General features: G+C 48.2%; 17 protein-coding genes. 15 read left to right on the top strand and 2 right to left on the bottom strand.

Annotation, left to right across the window (positions count from 1 at the left end; all coding sequences use genetic code 11):
- The first annotated feature begins 25 nt into the window (after window positions 1–25).
- The 8 genes from ruvC (at window position 26) to yajC (ending at window position 7,110) form a co-directional block, all read left to right on the top strand.
- Window positions 26–526, top strand: a complete 501-nt coding sequence (gene ruvC, locus ASG16_RS18985) for a crossover junction endodeoxyribonuclease RuvC (RefSeq protein WP_012685580.1) — start codon at window positions 26–28, stop codon at window positions 524–526.
- Window positions 523–1,140, top strand: a complete 618-nt coding sequence (gene ruvA / locus ASG16_RS18990) for a Holliday junction branch migration protein RuvA (RefSeq protein WP_056497520.1) — start codon at window positions 523–525, stop codon at window positions 1,138–1,140. The genes ruvC and ruvA overlap by 4 nt, the downstream gene beginning before the upstream one ends.
- 4 nt (window positions 1,141–1,144) lie before the next feature.
- Complete coding sequence (gene ruvB, locus ASG16_RS18995) at window positions 1,145–2,143, top strand: Holliday junction branch migration DNA helicase RuvB (RefSeq protein WP_048032132.1); 999 nt, start codon at window positions 1,145–1,147, stop codon at window positions 2,141–2,143.
- On the top strand, window positions 2,140–2,358 hold the full coding sequence (locus ASG16_RS19000; protein ID WP_056497517.1) for a DUF2905 domain-containing protein: 219 nt from the start codon (window positions 2,140–2,142) through the stop codon (window positions 2,356–2,358). The genes ruvB and ASG16_RS19000 overlap by 4 nt, the downstream gene beginning before the upstream one ends.
- A 158-nt stretch (window positions 2,359–2,516) precedes the next feature.
- A complete protein-coding gene (locus ASG16_RS19005; RefSeq protein ID WP_056497515.1) occupies window positions 2,517–4,451 on the top strand; it encodes a SpoIID/LytB domain-containing protein in 1,935 nt (644 codons plus the stop codon).
- Between the two features lie 43 nt (window positions 4,452–4,494).
- Complete coding sequence (gene queA / locus ASG16_RS19010) at window positions 4,495–5,523, top strand: tRNA preQ1(34) S-adenosylmethionine ribosyltransferase-isomerase QueA (RefSeq protein WP_056497513.1); 1,029 nt, start codon at window positions 4,495–4,497, stop codon at window positions 5,521–5,523.
- A gap of 117 nt (window positions 5,524–5,640) precedes the next feature.
- Window positions 5,641–6,771 (top strand): tRNA guanosine(34) transglycosylase Tgt, encoded by a 1,131-nt coding sequence (tgt, locus tag ASG16_RS19015; RefSeq protein ID WP_012685587.1) that lies wholly within the window; start codon window positions 5,641–5,643, stop codon window positions 6,769–6,771.
- 18 nt (window positions 6,772–6,789) lie between these two features.
- A complete protein-coding gene (yajC, locus tag ASG16_RS19020) occupies window positions 6,790–7,110 on the top strand; it encodes a preprotein translocase subunit YajC (protein WP_048032136.1) in 321 nt (106 codons plus the stop codon).
- A gap of 49 nt (window positions 7,111–7,159) precedes the next feature.
- Here the strand turns inward: yajC and ASG16_RS19025 are convergent, their stop codons facing one another.
- A complete protein-coding gene (locus ASG16_RS19025) occupies window positions 7,160–7,576 on the bottom strand; it encodes a TIGR04086 family membrane protein (RefSeq protein WP_056497510.1) in 417 nt (138 codons plus the stop codon).
- Window positions 7,577–7,706: 130 nt separating this feature from the next.
- Between ASG16_RS19025 and corA the strand changes: the two genes are divergently transcribed.
- Together corA and ASG16_RS19035 are read left to right on the top strand one after the other, a co-directional pair.
- Window positions 7,707–8,684 carry a magnesium/cobalt transporter CorA gene (gene corA / locus ASG16_RS19030; protein ID WP_007717563.1) on the top strand — a complete coding sequence of 326 codons (978 nt, stop codon included), beginning with the start codon at window positions 7,707–7,709 and terminating at the stop codon, window positions 8,682–8,684.
- A 68-nt stretch (window positions 8,685–8,752) separates the two neighbouring features.
- Window positions 8,753–9,466, top strand: a complete 714-nt coding sequence (locus tag ASG16_RS19035; protein WP_056497507.1) for a DUF421 domain-containing protein — start codon at window positions 8,753–8,755, stop codon at window positions 9,464–9,466.
- A gap of 2 nt (window positions 9,467–9,468) precedes the next feature.
- Here the strand turns inward: ASG16_RS19035 and spoVB are convergent, their stop codons facing one another.
- Entirely contained in the window at window positions 9,469–11,055 is a 1,587-nt protein-coding gene (spoVB, locus tag ASG16_RS19040) for a stage V sporulation protein B (protein ID WP_048032139.1), read from the bottom strand.
- A gap of 87 nt (window positions 11,056–11,142) precedes the next feature.
- Here spoVB and ASG16_RS19045 point away from each other — a divergent pair, with 87 nt between their 5' ends.
- The 5 genes from ASG16_RS19045 to ASG16_RS19065 all read left to right on the top strand — a co-directional run bounded on the left by ASG16_RS19045 (window position 11,143) and on the right by ASG16_RS19065 (window position 16,701).
- A complete protein-coding gene (locus ASG16_RS19045; protein ID WP_048032140.1) occupies window positions 11,143–11,379 on the top strand; it encodes a post-transcriptional regulator in 237 nt (78 codons plus the stop codon).
- Between the two features lie 175 nt (window positions 11,380–11,554).
- Complete coding sequence (gene secD, locus ASG16_RS19050; protein WP_048032141.1) at window positions 11,555–12,790, top strand: protein translocase subunit SecD; 1,236 nt, start codon at window positions 11,555–11,557, stop codon at window positions 12,788–12,790.
- Entirely contained in the window at window positions 12,780–13,712 is a 933-nt protein-coding gene (gene secF, locus ASG16_RS19055) for a protein translocase subunit SecF (RefSeq protein ID WP_048032142.1), read from the top strand. The genes secD and secF overlap by 11 nt, the downstream gene beginning before the upstream one ends.
- Window positions 13,713–13,827: 115 nt before the next feature.
- The gene (gene recJ / locus ASG16_RS19060; protein WP_056497504.1) at window positions 13,828–16,176 is read left to right on the top strand and encodes a single-stranded-DNA-specific exonuclease RecJ; all 2,349 of its coding nucleotides are present in this window, start codon (window positions 13,828–13,830) and stop codon (window positions 16,174–16,176) included.
- A 12-nt stretch (window positions 16,177–16,188) separates the two neighbouring features.
- A complete protein-coding gene (locus ASG16_RS19065; protein WP_017247577.1) occupies window positions 16,189–16,701 on the top strand; it encodes an adenine phosphoribosyltransferase in 513 nt (170 codons plus the stop codon).
- Window positions 16,702–16,957 lie beyond the last annotated feature (256 nt).

The raw sequence follows: 16,957 nt of genomic DNA on the forward strand, positions 1-16,957 counted from the left end.
AATCTTTGCTCACGGAGAGTGGACTATGCGCATATTAGGAATTGACCCTGGCATTGCGATCGTTGGCTTCGGGGTTGTGGATAAAGAGGGCAGCCAATTGCGTCCCGTCCAATACGGAAGCATTCAGACAGAAGCAGGATTGCCAGTGCCACTTAGATTGAAACAGATTTTTGAGGCAATGCAGAGCCTTCTGGAAACATATCGTCCCGATGAAATGTCCGTCGAAAAGCTTTTCTTTAATAAAAACGTGACGACGGCCTTTACAGTTGGTCAAGCGCGAGGGGTTATTATACTTGCGGCAGAGCTGGCTGGTGTGCCGGTCTATGAATATACCCCGATGCAGGTCAAGCAAGCCGTGACTGGATACGGGGGAGCAGAGAAGAAGCAAATACAGGAAATGACGAAGCTCCTATTGCGGTTAAAAGAAGTACCAAAGCCTGACGACGTGGCGGACGCATTGGGCATTGCTATTACGCACGCACAGTTTCGCGCGTTCATTTCCATTTCGGAAGGGGTCAAGAAATGATTGATTTTGTAGAAGGTACACTTAGTTATCTCGATTCGGAATACATAGTTATCGAAACCGGTGGAATTGGTTATCGACTGTTCTGTCCAAATCCGTACCAATTCGTTCGATATGAAGGCAGCAAAACCAAATTGTTTACCCACCACCATGTGCGGGAAGATGCCATCCTGTTGTATGGCTTCGCTACCCGTGACGAACGCGATTTGTTCCGCAAGCTGCTTGATGTTAGCGGAATCGGTCCAAAGGGCGGATTGGCGATTCTGGCAGCGGCGACGCCTGAGCAACTGGTGATGGCGGTTCAACAGGAGAATGTTACCTATTTGACGAAATTTCCGGGGATTGGGAAAAAGACTGCCCAGCGCATTATCCTCGATTTGAAGGATAAATTGGTAGGGTACACACCATCTGCGATTTTGACTATTGCAGCGGGTGATTTGACAGCAGGCGAGCAAGCCGTGTCTGCACTGAACGAAGCACTCGATGCATTGACCGCACTGGGTTACTCTGATGGTGAACTGCAAAAAATCAGAAACGCGCTGTCTGAGAAATCAAAAGAGGGCGATGGTGTAGAAAAGCTCATCAAACAAGGGCTTGCGTTGCTCATGAGGGGGTAGGATTTTGGATTCTCGGATCATCACGACGCATATGAATTGGGAAGAAGATGCGGCGGAGCTGAGCCTCCGTCCTCGTTATTTAAACGAATACATCGGTCAGCAGCATGTGAAGGAAAACTTGAAAATCTTTATTGAAGCGGCCAAGATGCGGAAAGAGTCATTGGATCACGTACTGCTGTACGGTCCGCCTGGACTAGGGAAGACGACTTTGTCGCAAATTATTGCAAATGAGCTGGGTGTGAATATCCGAACGACGTCCGGTCCGGCAATTGAGCGCCCCGGTGATTTAGCCGCGATTTTGACGAATTTGCAAGAAGGCGACGTCCTGTTTATTGACGAGATTCACAGGCTCAACCGAAGTGTCGAGGAAGTTTTGTATCCGGCTATGGAGGATTTTGCGCTGGACATCATTATCGGTAAAGGGCCAAGCGCTCGCAGTGTTCGTTTGGATTTGCCGCCATTTACACTGGTCGGGGCTACGACGCGGGCTGGCATGCTGTCCGCACCGCTTAGAGATCGCTTTGGGGTTGTAAATCGCCTGGAGTTTTATACAGTCCCGGAACTGACCTTCATCGTTTCACGGGCAGCCGACATCCTTCAGGTTGTCATTCGAGAAGGCGGAGCAGAGGAGATTGCCAGGCGTTCACGGGGAACACCCCGAGTATCAAACCGTCTGCTGAAGCGAGTTCGCGATTTTGCCCAAGTAAAAGGCGAAGGCGTCATTACGACAGAGATTGCCAAAGAAGCGCTGGAAAGATTGCAAGTGGATGCCTGCGGTCTGGATCATATCGACCACAAACTATTGCTAGCGATTATTGATCGCTTTGACGGTGGTCCGGTTGGACTGGATACGATCGCAGCAACCATCGGAGAAGAGTCACAAACGGTGGAAGATGTTTGCGAACCATACCTCATGCAGATTGGCTTTATGCAGCGGACGCCGCGGGGGCGGGTTCTTACCCCGAGTGCGTACCAACACTTTGGTCGGGAGATGAAATCGTGAATCCTGTAGCCAAGCTACTTATTATTGGTGGTGCTGCTTTAATCGTAATTGGTCTTTTGTGGCAGGTAGGAGGCAGATTTTTGCCGCTGGGGCGTTTGCCGGGAGATATCGTGGTAGAAAAGGAAAACGTCAAGTTCTACTTTCCGATTGTGACTTGTATTGTGATTAGCATCGTTTTGTCTCTTGGCATGTATGTATTCCGGCTGTTTAAATAGGCAAGTGTGAAGGCCATCGGAGCTCATCGTTCCGGTGGTTTTTTTGCGTGCGGGCGTTTGGTCCCATTTTACGAAAAAGGCAGGAGATCAGCTTGCGATTGTCGAAAAACATGGGAAGACATGCCAATTTTTGTTGAAAATCAGGTGGAGAAAGGACAATGGACGACATGAGAAAGAAATGGATGGGGAAAGTCCTTTCGGTGGGCCTGCTATCAGTAGTTCTCGTAGGAGGACAAGTACCAGCGCAGGCAGCCGGCGACAATATTAGAGTTGCGCTATTTGTGGATACAGGACAAGGCTATCGGGGAGTAGTTCCTTCCGTTACGCTGACGGCTGAAAATGGAATGGAAGTCGTACTCAACGGACCCGAAGGCAAGACAGATTTACCCGAATTAAAGGGAGATGCAACTCGTTACCGGGTTGATGAATATCATTTGATCGTTGCCGAAACAGGTGACTGGAATCGCGCACAGCAGATTGCACAGCAAATGAGCCAACGAAAATACGAGGGCTCCATCCAGGTGGCAAAGCGCAACGGTCAGAACGTCTATCAGGTCGTAAGCGGGACGTATGACACGTATCAGGCTGCTGCCAATCAGGCAAAAACGGTTGCCCAAGCAATCGGGCAGAATCCGCTGGTAAAAGGTCCACATCGACTCGAAGCGGGTAAATTCAAAAGCCTAGAGGAAGCTGAACAATTCCAAGCGTCATTTGAAGCAGCAGGTATTCCTGCTTATCCCGTGATGGTATCAGATGGGGATAAAGTCAAATATGCGGTATGGATCGGCGACGAGGTTAGTCCAGAAGCTGTGAAAGAATTGAAACGAAGAGCAAACGCCGCATTTCCTTCCTTCTCCTATCAGGAGCCAGACAGTCAATCTTATGTTATATTGAAGCAGGATGTATACGGATCACCGGACGAAGTGATTTGGAAGTATGTATTTTCTCCTCAAGTAAAGCTGACTGTCGAAGCGAATAAAGCAGGCGATGAATCGGTGATTGGCGTTGTGGAGCGAGAGCAGCGCACCTATCGCGGTGAGATGGAGCTATCGGAATACAATGGTCACTTGACGCTAGTAAATGAGCTTCCTATGGAAGAGTATCTGTATGGAGTCGTTGGCTCTGAAATGGCTCCGGGCTGGCCGATGGAAGCATTGAAAACACAGGCAGTCCTGTCGAGAACTCGTGCTGTGTGGCAAGGCAATAAGTATGGAGTTGCCAATGTATCAGACACGGTTTTCGAACAGGCGTACTATGGCTATACAAAAGAGTCTGATGATGTACGGAAGGCCGTCGACGAGACAGAAGGCGAAATCATTTACTACCAAGGCAAACCAGCCGAGTCACTTTTCTATTCCAATGCTGGCGGCATGACTGCTGACGGCACAGAAGTATGGGGCAATCCAGTTCCTTATTTGCGATCTGTCGAGAGTAAAGACACCTATCCAATGGACAATGCGAGCGTATGGTACCGCGTAGCTTTAGCAGATGGAACGCTTGGCTATGTAAGAAATGATCTGGTAACTGAAACAGGCCAGAGCAATTCAGAGGGAAAAAGAATCGCGGTCATTTCGACCGAGAATACCAATTTGCGCTCAGGTCCAAGTACAACGACGCATCGTGTGTTGTCCGTACTCCCTACTGGTGCAGAAGTAACGATCCTCTCAGAAGTAAAAGAAGAAAATGCGTATTCGTGGACGCGCGGTCCGTTTACCTCTACAGAGGTTGCAGCTATGATCAATGCCGCGCATGACAAGAACAAAGCTCCGCGCATTTCAGGAAACGTAACGAGCCTGAAAGTGACAGAACGCGGTCCATCTGGACGTGTGATCGCGATGGAAGCAAACGGGAAGTCGATCGTCGTTTCTTCACCTGATGCTTTCCGTTCAGTTTTTCAACAAGGTGGCTCCCCTCTGCGCAGCACGAAGTTTGAAGTAGAAATGGTCAATGGCTCGCAATTCATCTTCCGAGGCACTGGCTTTGGGCACGGACTTGGTGTTTCGCAATACGGAGCTCGTGCAATGGCAGAGGAAGGGTATGACTACAAAGATATCTTGCAACACTACTACCAGGATGTGACAATCGAAAAGTAAGTCGTTTGCCACAAGATCTACCGCAAAAAGGAGCAACGATTTCGTGGACGTGCAACAATTTGATTTTGATTTGCCGGAGCATTTGATTGCCCAGCACCCGCTAGAAGACCGAACTTCATCGAGATTGCTCGTGTTAGAGAAACAAACAGGCAATATCGTTCACCAGCAATTTACCAATTTAATCGATCATCTCCAAGCAGGGGACGTACTCGTCATGAATGACAGCCGCGTTTTACCTGCCAGACTGATTGGAGAGAAGGCTGACACTGGTGCGAAAATAGAAATCCTTTTGTTGAAATCACTTGGTGACGATCGCTGGGAGACGCTGGTGAAGCCCGGGAAGCGGATGAAGCCGGGGACAGAAGTGGTTTTTGGTAACGGTTTATTGCGTTGTGTTTGTGAAGACGTGACCGAGACGGGTGGACGAATCGTGCGCTTTTTGTACGAGGGAATTTTTTATGAGATACTCGACCAATTGGGCTCGATGCCTTTGCCTCCGTATATTCACGCACAATTGGAGGACAGTGAGCGTTACCAGACAGTCTATGCGAAGGAGCGCGGTTCAGCAGCAGCTCCGACAGCCGGCCTCCACTTCACGAAGCCATACTTGGAGCAAATCGCTGCAAAAGGCGTACAGCTTGCTTACGTGACACTGCATGTGGGACTTGGGACTTTTCGCCCTGTATCAGCGGATTCCGTAGAAGAACATGTCATGCACGCGGAGTACTATGAGATTCCTGAGGAAACAGCAGAGCTGGTGAACCAGGCAAAAGCAGAAGGTAGAAGAGTAATCGCTGTCGGGACGACATCATGCCGCACATTGGAGACAGTAGGACGCGCGAATGGAGGAAAGCTGGTCGCAACCTCTGGTTGGACGGATATTTTCATTTACCCGGGCTACACGTTTTCCATCCTGGACGGGCTCCTGACAAACTTCCATTTGCCGAAGTCTACGCTTGTCATGTTAGTCAGTGCTTTGGCTGGGAAAGAGAATGTGATGCGTACCTACAAGACGGCTGTGGAAGAGGAATATCGCTTCTTCAGTTTTGGCGATGCGATGTTAATTTTATAAAAATGTGAACAACCCACCTGTATAAGTGTATACTTATTAGTCAGGTGGGTTTACTTCATCCAGAAGTTTTTCTATAATAGGTAAGACTTACATACATAGCTTGAGGAGTGCAAAGATTTGGCTGTACGCTACGAGTTAATCAAAACATGCAAACAAACTGGTGCACGTCTCGGTAAGCTACATACCCCTCATGGGACGATTGACACCCCTGTCTTTATGCCTGTCGGTACACAAGCGACAGTAAAGACGATGAGCCCCGAGGAGTTAAAAGCGATTGGCGCGGGCATCATCCTCAGTAATACCTACCATTTGTTTCTACGTCCAGGGCATGAAATTGTTCGGGAGGCAGGCGGACTGCACGGCTTTATGAATTGGGACCGTGCGATTCTGACTGATTCCGGCGGTTTTCAAGTGTTTAGCCTTAGTAACCTCCGCAAGATCACGGAGGAAGGAGTATCCTTCCGTTCCCACCTAAACGGCGAAAAGCTGTTTATTGGTCCTGAAGAGGCTACACAGATTCAAAACGCGTTGGGTGCTGATATTTTCATGGCATTCGATGAGTGTGCTCCTTATCCTGCGGAGTACGATTACGTAAAAAAATCAATGGAGCGAACAACCCGCTGGGCAGAGCGTTGTTTGAAGGCGCATACTCGTCCAAACGAACAAGCGTTGTTTGGAATCGTTCAGGGTGGTATGTTCAACGATTTACGGGCACAAAGTGCACGCGATCTCGTTTCCATGGATTTCCCAGGATACGCCATCGGCGGTTTGAGCGTGGGAGAACCGTTTCCTTTGATGTACGAAGTGCTGGAGCATACCGTTCCACTGCTTCCGACAAGCAAAGCCCGCTATTTGATGGGGGTTGGTTCGCCAGATGCTCTTATCGAGGGAGCGATCCGCGGCATCGACATGTTTGATTGTGTGTTGCCGACAAGAATTGCCCGCAATGGGACATGCATGACAAGCCAGGGAAGACTGGTCATCCGCAACGCAAAATACGCGCGCGACTTTACCCCACTTGATCCAAATTGCGATTGCTACACCTGCAAAAATTACACACGTGCTTACATCCGACACCTGGTCAAGTCGGAGGAAACCTTTGGAATCCGATTAACTACCTACCATAACCTGCACTTCTTGGTGAAGTTAATGGAACAGGTGCGTCAGGCGATTGCCGAAGACCGCTTGCAAGATTTCCGCGACCAGTTTTTCGCTCAATATGGATTGGGTGAAGATAGATCTTTTTAATCGAGGGGGATTTTTTTCATGGAAGGCTTGACTCAGTTTTTACCGATTATCATCATGTTTGCGATTTTTTACTTCTTGCTGATTCGTCCGCAACAAAAGAAGGCAAAACAACGCAACGCTATGCTTGGTGCTCTGAAAAAAGGCGACAAGATCGTAACAATCGGTGGAGTGCATGGAACGATCCAAGACCTGTCTGATGATACTATCACTTTGCGTATTGCTCACAACGTAAACGTTACGTTCGATCGTGGTGCGATCAACAGCGTAGTTTCTTCCAGCAACGAACCTGCAAAGAGTGAACCAGCAAAGATCGAGGAAGCAAAAGAAGAATCCAAATAATACATGCGAAAAGCAGGTGGGTGATCCACCTGCTTTTTTCTGTCTTGTTTTAGCGGCGAGGCTTGATAACTTTAGGTTTACTACCTTTATGTTTGTTGTTGGAATTGGCCGAATTCACGCCGAGAATCCCACCTAACGCAGCCACTCCAAAAGCGCCGAACAAGAACAGGAAGGTCCCCCATTGCATCGGGGCGTCAAAGCCGAGGAAGCCGATCAAGAGGATGAAAAGGAAGTAAGTGAGTCCGGTAAGTCCGCCATAGTACCAGCCCCTGCCGCCACAACGACGTCCAGTAACGAATCCCCCGATCAAGAGGGCGATGGCATTGATCACGTACGTAAAATAGGGCAGCGTGCCTTCCCGTATCGAGGTGAAGCTAAGGAGCAAGGTCGCGAGTAACGCTCCAATTAAAACAAGACATGTCGTATACAATAGACCTGTCAGTACAGAGGTGGATGCACTTCGCACGGTATGTACCCCCTTATTGGAAGTGTTTGTACATCTATATGAGAGGCTTGGCTCACGTATTCATCTTCGCGTTGAACATTGATAGGAATTTTCGTATGATGGATGGGGAACGAGACGGGGGTGAGGAAGATTGATCAAAACGTACTTTTATAACCACTCTGAACAGAAGATGTTTCACGACGTTGATCTGGCAACGAAGGATCAATGGCTGAAATCACCAGAGGATCTTCTCTGGATCGATCTGTATGATGTGGGAAACAATGAACTGCCCTATATTGCCAAGATTTTCGACTTTCACCCGTTGGCAATTGAGGACTGCCTGCACGTCAGTCCACGTGCCAAGGTAGACAAGTACGATGACTACTATTTCTTCGTTTTTCACGCCCTGCGTTACAATGAAGAAAGCGATGACGAGATCACAACGGTAGAACTGAACGTTTTTCTCGGCCCTAACTACATCGTGACGATCCACAAGTCCCCGATGAATACCATCGGTCGGATCGCTGCCATGTGTCACCGCAACATTTCTTACTTAAACAGAGGTCCTGACTATTTGCTGTATGCCATTGTAGACGGGATTACCGATGAATATTTTCCCATTATTGATCGGATTAGTGTGCGGATTGACGAGCTGGAGGACGAGATTTATGAACATCAGATGGAGGAAATTACCGAAGAGTTCCTGGCGTTGAAGCGAACGATTATTTTAATCAGGCGTGTGATCATGCCACAAAAAAGAATTTTCGCGAACGTCAACGGCCGCTACTCCTTCGATATTTCCGAGGAAAACGTTCCGTTCTACACCGACCTAACAGACCACTTGGAGCGGATTTCGGATTCGACGGAAACCTTCCGTGATCTGGTTAACGGTGCGTTGGATACGTACTACACCATCATTAGCGCCAAAACAACGGAGACGATGCGGGTTCTTACGATCATCTCTACGATCATCCTTCCGTTGACATTTATCACCGGACTATTCGGGATGAATACTTTTGCATGGCTGGGTGAAGAAGCCGAACCGTATATGCTGATCGTGGCACTCGTGATTATGCTAGCCATGACGTTTGCCATGCTCCACATTTTCCGCAAGCGAAAGTGGCTGTAATTGGTGCTAATACTTTCCCTGCCCCCTGTTGAACACTAGTATCAAATGTTCTTTGGGGGGCAGCGAAAGTGGATAATCTTACAATGGTGTTACTTCGCACCCTTTTCTCGTATTTTTTCCTCTTGATCTTAGTGCGGTTGATGGGAAAGCGGGAATTGGGAAAGCTGTCCGTTTTTGATGTAGTCATCTCGATCATGCTTGCAGAAATGGCTGCACTGGCGATTGAGGATGTCGATAAGCCCGCCCTTCGGTTTTACTTGCCGATGCTGTTGATTGCCTTATTGGAAGTCGCTTTCGCTTATGTGTCATTGAAGAGCAAGAAATTCCGCGATACTGTGGACGGCTCTGCCGATTTGATTATAGAAAATGGGCAAATCAGGGAGCAGGCGATGCGTCGCAATCGCTTGAACATGGATGACTTGATGGTACATCTGCGGCAAAAAGACGTAAAAAACATTGCCGATGTTGAATTTGCGTTGTTGGAGCCAACCGGACAGATGAGTGTGTTTTTAAAGGAGCAAAAAGAGAAGGTTACGAGGGAAGATCTCTCGTTGATGAAAAAGCAACAGGTCGGTCCTGTCTCGTATAAAGGTCTGCCCATCCCACTGATTCTCGATGGCAAGGTGAGGACGGAGGCACTGAACAAGATCGGACAAAACCAGCTTTGGCTGAAACGAGAAATCCGGAAATACGGAATCAAAGACATTCGAGAGGTTTCTTTTTGCAGCATTGACGAACGTGGCATCATGTATTTGGACAAAAAAGACAAGCCGCTGCAATAGCGCTAGCGGCGAGGGAAGAACACGGCGAGTTGTTCGCCGATCCACGGAATGCGACGCACGTCTTGCTTGCCCAAGACGCGCATGGCGACGAGCAGGACAAAGTACAGCAGGGTGCTAATGAAGGTGCTTGCAGTCAATAGCTGTCCAATCGATACGTCTGTAAACCAGTGCTTGGCAATGTAGGAACCGGAATAACCCATGAGTAGCATAGCGACCGCGATTTTGCCAAATTCCCGAAGGTCTACCGTAAAACCAATTTTTTTGATCAGGCTGGCAAAATGCAATAACGTTCCAAGTGTAATGCCGATATTAAGAGCAATGACAGCGCCGTGAATGCCGAATGCTGGATGTGCCGTGAAAAAAAACATGGCGACAGTTTTGACGATGGCACTGATCAGCGTATTTCGAAAGACGACCTGAGCGTAATCGAGGCCTTGCAAGGCGGCTGCAAGCGGTGCTTGGAAAAACAGGAAGACGGAGAACGGTGCCAGCTCTTTTAGCAGCACGCCAACCTCCCGATACTCATTGCCGTAGAGCAGGACACATAATGGTTCTGCAAAAATGGTGAGCAAGACGGTACAAGGTGCTCCGATGACGAGTGTAATCCGCATGGCTTGATAAATGCGGCGATGCACGAGTGGAGCATTTTTTTGATAGGCCGCTTCCGCCACAGCAGGAACGAGGGAAACGGACAAGGAATACGTTAAAAAAGTGGGAAAAAGTAACAAAGGGACGGCCATTCCAGCAAACTGCCCGTACAAACCAGTAGCAGTCGAGGTGGTAAAACCTGCGATGACGAGTGCGTACGGTACGAGCATCGGCTCTAGCACGTAAGCGATGGAGCCGATGATACGGCTAAGCGTGACAGGGAGTGCGACATGGATGAGTTGCGACAAGCTTTTTTTGCTTGCTGAAACCGTCATGAGAAGGGGCTTATCCAGAAGCTGAGCTGCTGCTTTTTTGCTGCCTTTGCGATACTGCCAGAGAATGTACAAGAGTCCGGCGGCTTCTCCAAAAATAATGCTGGCGACAGCGCCTGCTGTGGCGTACTCAATGCCTGCCGAAAGAAACGACATCGTCATAACAACGACCAATGCCATTCGGACGACCTGCTCTATAAGCTGAGAAACCGCAGTAGGGATCATGTTTTGCTTGCCTTGGAAGTACCCTCGCAGGACAAGAGAAATGCCGGAAATCGGGATGACCGGAATGGCAGCGAGCAAAACAATGTGTGCACGAGGGTCCGCAAATAGCATTCCAGAAATCCATTGAGAGAACAAGAGGAGCAGGACACAGATGAAGAGGCTGATCCCGCCGGCGACCGACAAGGCTAGTAACAGAAATCGGCGAGTCAGCCGCGGATTATTAGCCGCTTCCGTCTCTGCCACTTGCTTTGCAATGGCAACCGGAAGTCCGAATGTCGTCACAGTAATCAGAAAGTATAAAAGGGGCACAACCATTTGATAAAGCCCCATTCCTTCCGCTCCGATAATGCGCGACAACACGATCCTGTGAGCAAAACCAAACACTTTGGTGATGCCACCAGCAATAATGAGGATGACCGTTCCGTAAAAGAAGGATTGTTTCATGGAAGGCTCCTTTGCAAGGATAAATTCACTCAGTAAAGAATATGGACGTGCCGCTGTCGGCATGACTACTTTGAGGGGGAAATTGGGATGGACCAAGCGCAAAAACAGGAATGGTATGGGCAAGTCGCAAGTCTTTGTGCAAGTAAGGCAGAGGAATTTGCTCTCTTGGGGTACGACAACGTGGCACCTGAAGACGTTTGGGAATGCGTCACGAACAGCTATAAAGAAATGCCGCCGATTCACCAGCTTGTCAACGACATTTTGTCCTTGAAGCCAAACAAGTATATGAATTACCTCATGATTCAAATGTACAAAAATTCTTAGTGAAACTTCTTCTTATCTAAATCGTATAGGTAAAAACGCGCGATGCAAGATAAGGGGTTGGTTACCATGGTTCGCTTTTCCAGCATCAATTGACACGTTTTTTCTTACTTCGCTATAATGGGCATATTGGTTTTCGTGTCGACGACGAGGCACGGCTAGGAAAGAGGGGTATTACATGATTAAATGGAGCAGACTTGTTTTGTTCCTAGTTGTGGTAGGCTTGTTGGGCGGTTTGTTTACCACGACTGGACAAGTAGCAAGCAATATCACACTAGGATTGGATCTAAAGGGTGGCTTTGAGATTTTGTATCAGGTAGAGCCCCTGAATGAAGGACAAAAGGTCGATACAACATTATTGGCTGCAACAGCGCAAATGGTTGAAAAACGGGTGAATATCGGTGGCGTTACTGAACCAGAGGTAAACGTCGAGCTGCCGGACCGAATCCGCGTGAAGATTGCTTCCCATGATGCTGATCAGGAAAAGCTTCGCGAGTTGATCGGCAAGCCAGCCGTACTTACGTTCCGTGACGTACAAGGTAAGACGTTGATGAGAGGTAGCGATTTGGCGCCAGGGGGAGCAGCAGTCGGTTACGACGAACTGAAAAGACCGTTGGTTACCGTCAAATTTAAAGAACCAAAACTTCTAGAAGACGTGACTCGTGCAAATCTTGGGAAACCAATGGGAATCTTCCTAGATGATACAATGCAGACCAACCCAACGATTCAGTCTGTCATTTCCGGTGGTAGTGCACAAATTACCGGTAACTACACGCAAGAATCGGCGCAAGAGTTGGCTGACTTACTTAACTCCGGTGCAATGCCGGCCAAACTGATTGAGAAACAGGTAACATCTGTAGGGGCTACACTTGGTGCGATGTCCTTGGAAAAAACCTTGTATGCAGGATATATCGGTGGAGCCTTTATCTTCCTGTTCATGCTGGTGGTTTATCGTTTGCCAGGTCTGGTCGCGAATATTACATTGGCAGCTTTCATCTATCTCTCCCTGCTCTTCTTGGATTGGATGGATGCGACGCTTACACTGCCAGGGATTGCTGGTTTCATTTTGGGAATCGGGATGGCCGTGGACGCGAATATTATTACCTATGAACGTATTCAGGAAGAGATCCGTTCCGGTAAGACGATTCTATCTGCATTCCGTGCAGGTGAACGACGTTCCTTGGTCACCATTTTGGATGCGCAGGTTACGGCTTTGATCGCAGCTGTGGTATTGTATTTCTTCGGGACTAGCTCTATCCAAGGCTTTGCGATTATCTCGATGCTGACAACGATCGTAAGTATTTTTACAAACGTTTTTGCCTCTCGCTTCCTCCTCGGCTTGTTGATCCGTACGAACCTATTCAAGAAGCCGTCTTGGTTCGGGGTAAAGGAGAGTGAAATTGGTGAGTTATAGAGCACTAGAGTATGCTGATAAGTACAACATTGTAAAAAACCGTAAGAAGTTTTTTGTGATTTCATGGATTATTCTTGCATTGGGCCTGCTGTCCATGTTCACTTTTGGGTTGAATCTCGGGGTTGATTTTAAAGCAGGTACACGTCTGGATATGTATATCGGGAAAGACTTCTCGACTACTGATATTGATGCGATTGTCCGGGAAAAGCTACCGGAGACGCATTTTACGAATGTGACAGCCTATGGGGAAAAACAGGCTTATACACGCTTTGAAGAAACCATTCCGCCAGAAAAGCTGACGGAGATTGAACAGGCATTGATAGCTAAGTATGGTGATCAGGTAACCAAGCAAGAGTCTACAGTTGATCCGATTATTGCACAAGAATTGGTACGCAATGCGGGGCTGGCAATTTTGTTCGCTGCACTTGGGATTGCCATCTACGTAGCCTTCCGCTTCCAGTTCTTGATCGGGGTCGCGTGTGCGATTGCTCTCTTGCATGACGTATTTATCCCGATCGCGTTGTTTTCCGTGTTTCGACTCGAGGTTGACTTGACCTTTATCGCAGCGATTTTGACGATCGTTGGTTATTCGTTGAACGATACGATTGTTATTTTTGACCGTATCCGTGAAAATGAACGCGTGATGAAGACCAAGACAATTGAAGACCTGGAACACCTGGTAAACGTGAGCTTGTGGCAGACCATGCGCCGCTCTGTCTTTACCGTAGTTACCGTTTTGGCGACAGCCGTTGCGATTGTGTTCTTGGGAAGCGAAGGGATTCGCAACTTCTCCCTCGTCCTGATTTTCGGATTGCTCAGTGGTTCCTACTCTTCGATCTTTATCGCTGCGCAAATCTGGGTTTCTTTGAAAAAGAGAGAAATGAACAAGAAGCGCTTTTCAACTGCTCCAAACGAAAGCTAATCCGAAAGCCGCGGGGATATTCCCGCGGTTTTCTCCTTTTTTTACCGGAGAAAGCCTCACTATTGTCAGGCTTGTGCTCCATCCTCTATAATGAATGAGGATTGGAGGAAAGCCCATGCTGAAAGCGAAAACACGCTGGAAACTGGCCACCTATGATGAGCAGCTTGCTGCTAGTATTGCCGCAGATTGCCAGCTTACTCCGCTCGTATCCAAGCTACTGGTGATACGTGGCATTGATACATCACAAAAGGCTCGTGACTTTTTACAAGCCGGCCCAGAATTGTTTCATGACCCTTTCTTGCTGGATGGAATGGAACAAAGCGTGCATCGCATTCAACAAGCCATTCAAAGGCAAGAACCGATTTGCATATACGGCGATTACGACGCCGATGGGGTTAGCTCCACATCGCTAATGGTACATCTACTGCGCCAACTCGGCGCTGTTTTTGACTACTACATTCCCAACCGTTTTACAGAAGGGTATGGGTTACATAAAGACGCATTGGCGCATCTGCATCATAGCGGCTATAAGCTGATCATCACTGTCGATACAGGGATCAGTGCAGTGGAGCAGGTAGCGTACGCGAATCAGTTGGGTCTTGACGTCATTGTAACCGACCATCACGAACCTCCGGCAATCATCCCGGAGGCATTTGCTGTGATTAACCCCAAGAAGCCCGGCTGTTCGTACCCGTTTGATATGTTGGCGGGAGTGGGGGTCGCCTTTAAAGTGGGGCATGCCTTGCTGAAAGAACCGCCATTGCATTTAGTTGATTTGGCTGCATTGGGGACGATAGCGGATTTGGTGCCGTTGGTAGATGAAAATCGCATTCTTGCTCGAGCAGGATTAAAGCGCTTAAATCATACAAGGAATCTTGGTCTGCAAGCCTTAATCCGAGTTTGTGGGTTGTCCGATACCGAGCTGTCTGCGGGACATGTAGGCTTTGCGCTAGGACCGCGTCTGAATGCGAGTGGAAGGCTGGAGACGGCTGAATCTGCTGTGAAATTGCTGACGACTTCGGATATGGACGAAGCAGAGAAATGTGCCCAGGCGCTGGACGACTTAAACCGCGAACGTCAGGAAATTGTCGCAGCGATGACTGAGGAAGCTGTACAGATGGTGAATGAGCTGTATCCGCCTGACCAGAACAATGTTCTCGTTCTGGCTAAAGAAGGCTGGAACGTGGGTGTGGTAGGGATTGTAGCTTCCCGATTGGTCGAGCTTTTTTATCGTCCAACGATTGTGCTTGGCATTGATCCGGAAAAAGGAACAGCAAAAGGCTCGGCACGAAGCATTGCAGGTTTTGATATGTATGAAGGTCTGACTGCTTGCAAGGAGTGGCTACCGCATTATGGCGGTCATACAATGGCAGCGGGGATGACCTTGCCTGTAGAAAATCTCGACTTATTACGCCAAAAGTTAAACGAGCTCGCTGGAGAGTGGTTGTCCGCGGAAGACTTCACGCCGATGACCAAAGTGGACGTTGCGATGAGCATGGAAGAGATCAGCTTGACCGCGGCGGAGCAACTCGAACAGCTCGCTCCATATGGAATGGGGAATCCAACACCGCTCGTTTTATTAGAAGAAGTAGAAACGCAAGGGATGCGCACCATTGGGCGCGATGACAATCATTTGAAGTGTACTTTGAACAAAGCGGGTACCTCGTTGGATGCAATTGGCTTCAACTGGGCACATGTAACAAAGAGAGTAACGCCCAAGGCACGTTTTCACGTATTGGGAGAATTGTCTGTAAACGAATGGAACGGAAATCGAAAGCCTCAGCTTACGATCCGTGATTTGTCTGTTGGACACCAGCAAGTGTTTGACTGGCGAGGCAGTCGTGACAAGATAGAGAAATGGCAGCAAGTAATGGCGGAGTCAAATTCGGTGACCGTTCTGTTTCGCGAGGAAAGCTACGAGCCATTGGCAGCGAAAGCGACTAGCGATCAGGTGAATTTCTTGTTCGTGGTTGGTCAAGAGGGGGTGAATATCACAGCCTCTTCCAACGTGATTTTGTATGATTTGCCGAAGCATCGTTCCGAATTGGAAGTGGTTCGTGTCTTGCTCAAACAAGCGGAGCGCATATACTGTTTGTTTGGTGATCCGGATTTGGGAATGGAGCGGCTTTCCTGTCCGGGCCGGGATCATTTTAAACAGTTGTACCAGTTTTTCGTCCAGGTGCCAACTGTTAAAAAAATCCACATGGATGCATTGGCCAGAAAGCTGCAATGGAAAAGAAATCTATTGGACGGCATGATCGCCATCTTTATGGAGCTGGAGTTTTTAGTAGAAGAGGCCGAGCAGTACACGTTGCAGGCCAACACTGCGAAAAGGCCGCTCGAGAGCTCTATGCTCTACGCGAATTGGAAGGAAGAGGCACAGCTTGCTACAGATTTATTGCTTTCTTCTTCTGATGCAATGATTCAAGCGCTTCATCAATTGGTGGAACCAACCACCGTTTAGGAGGAATTTTTCATGGATTTTAAACAATACATTCGTGTTATCCCAGATTTTCCACAGCCAGGTATTCGTTTCAAGGACATCACTACTCTCTTGAAGGATGGCCCTGCTTACAAAGCTGCGATTCAAGACTTGGCTGTGTTCGCTCGTGAAGTACAAGCAGACGTGATTGCGGGTCCAGAAGCACGTGGATTCGTAGTAGGTGCTCCACTGTCGTATGAAATGGGAATTGGCTTTGTACCGATCCGCAAGTCTGGTAAGCTGCCATATGAATCCATCAAGGCGGATTACGACCTGGAGTATGGAAAAGATGCACTGGCTGTACACGTAGATGCTATCCAACCAGGTCAGCGTGTTCTGATTGCAGACGATTTGCTGGCGACAGGTGGAACAATTGAGACAACAATCAATTTGATTGAGCAACTCGGAGGCAAAGTAGTAGGAGCTGCCTTCTTCATCGAACTGTCTTACTTGGATGGACGTAGCAAAATAGGTGAAATTCCTATCAAATCGCTCGTTCAATATTAATTGATGCAACAAGGGAAAACGGGTGAAATGCCCGTTTTTTTCTTTTTTCTGGGGCTGTACATACTTTACAGGGGAATTCAGCTTTACAAGACGAACGACATACAAGATAATAGTATGAAATAGACAGACATGATACGTGCAAGTAAGCCTTCGCCTGCGCCAAAAGGCTTGGCAAAGCCCAAGTTTTCTAGACGTATAGGAAAGTTCAAGTGCTTCACAGTGCGAAATGCGTCCAGGCTTAAACTTTCCGGAGCGC

This window comes from Brevibacillus sp. Leaf182 (genome assembly GCF_001423865.2).
In the GTDB taxonomy this organism is placed as follows: Bacteria; Bacillota; Bacilli; order Brevibacillales; family Brevibacillaceae; genus Brevibacillus; species Brevibacillus brevis_C.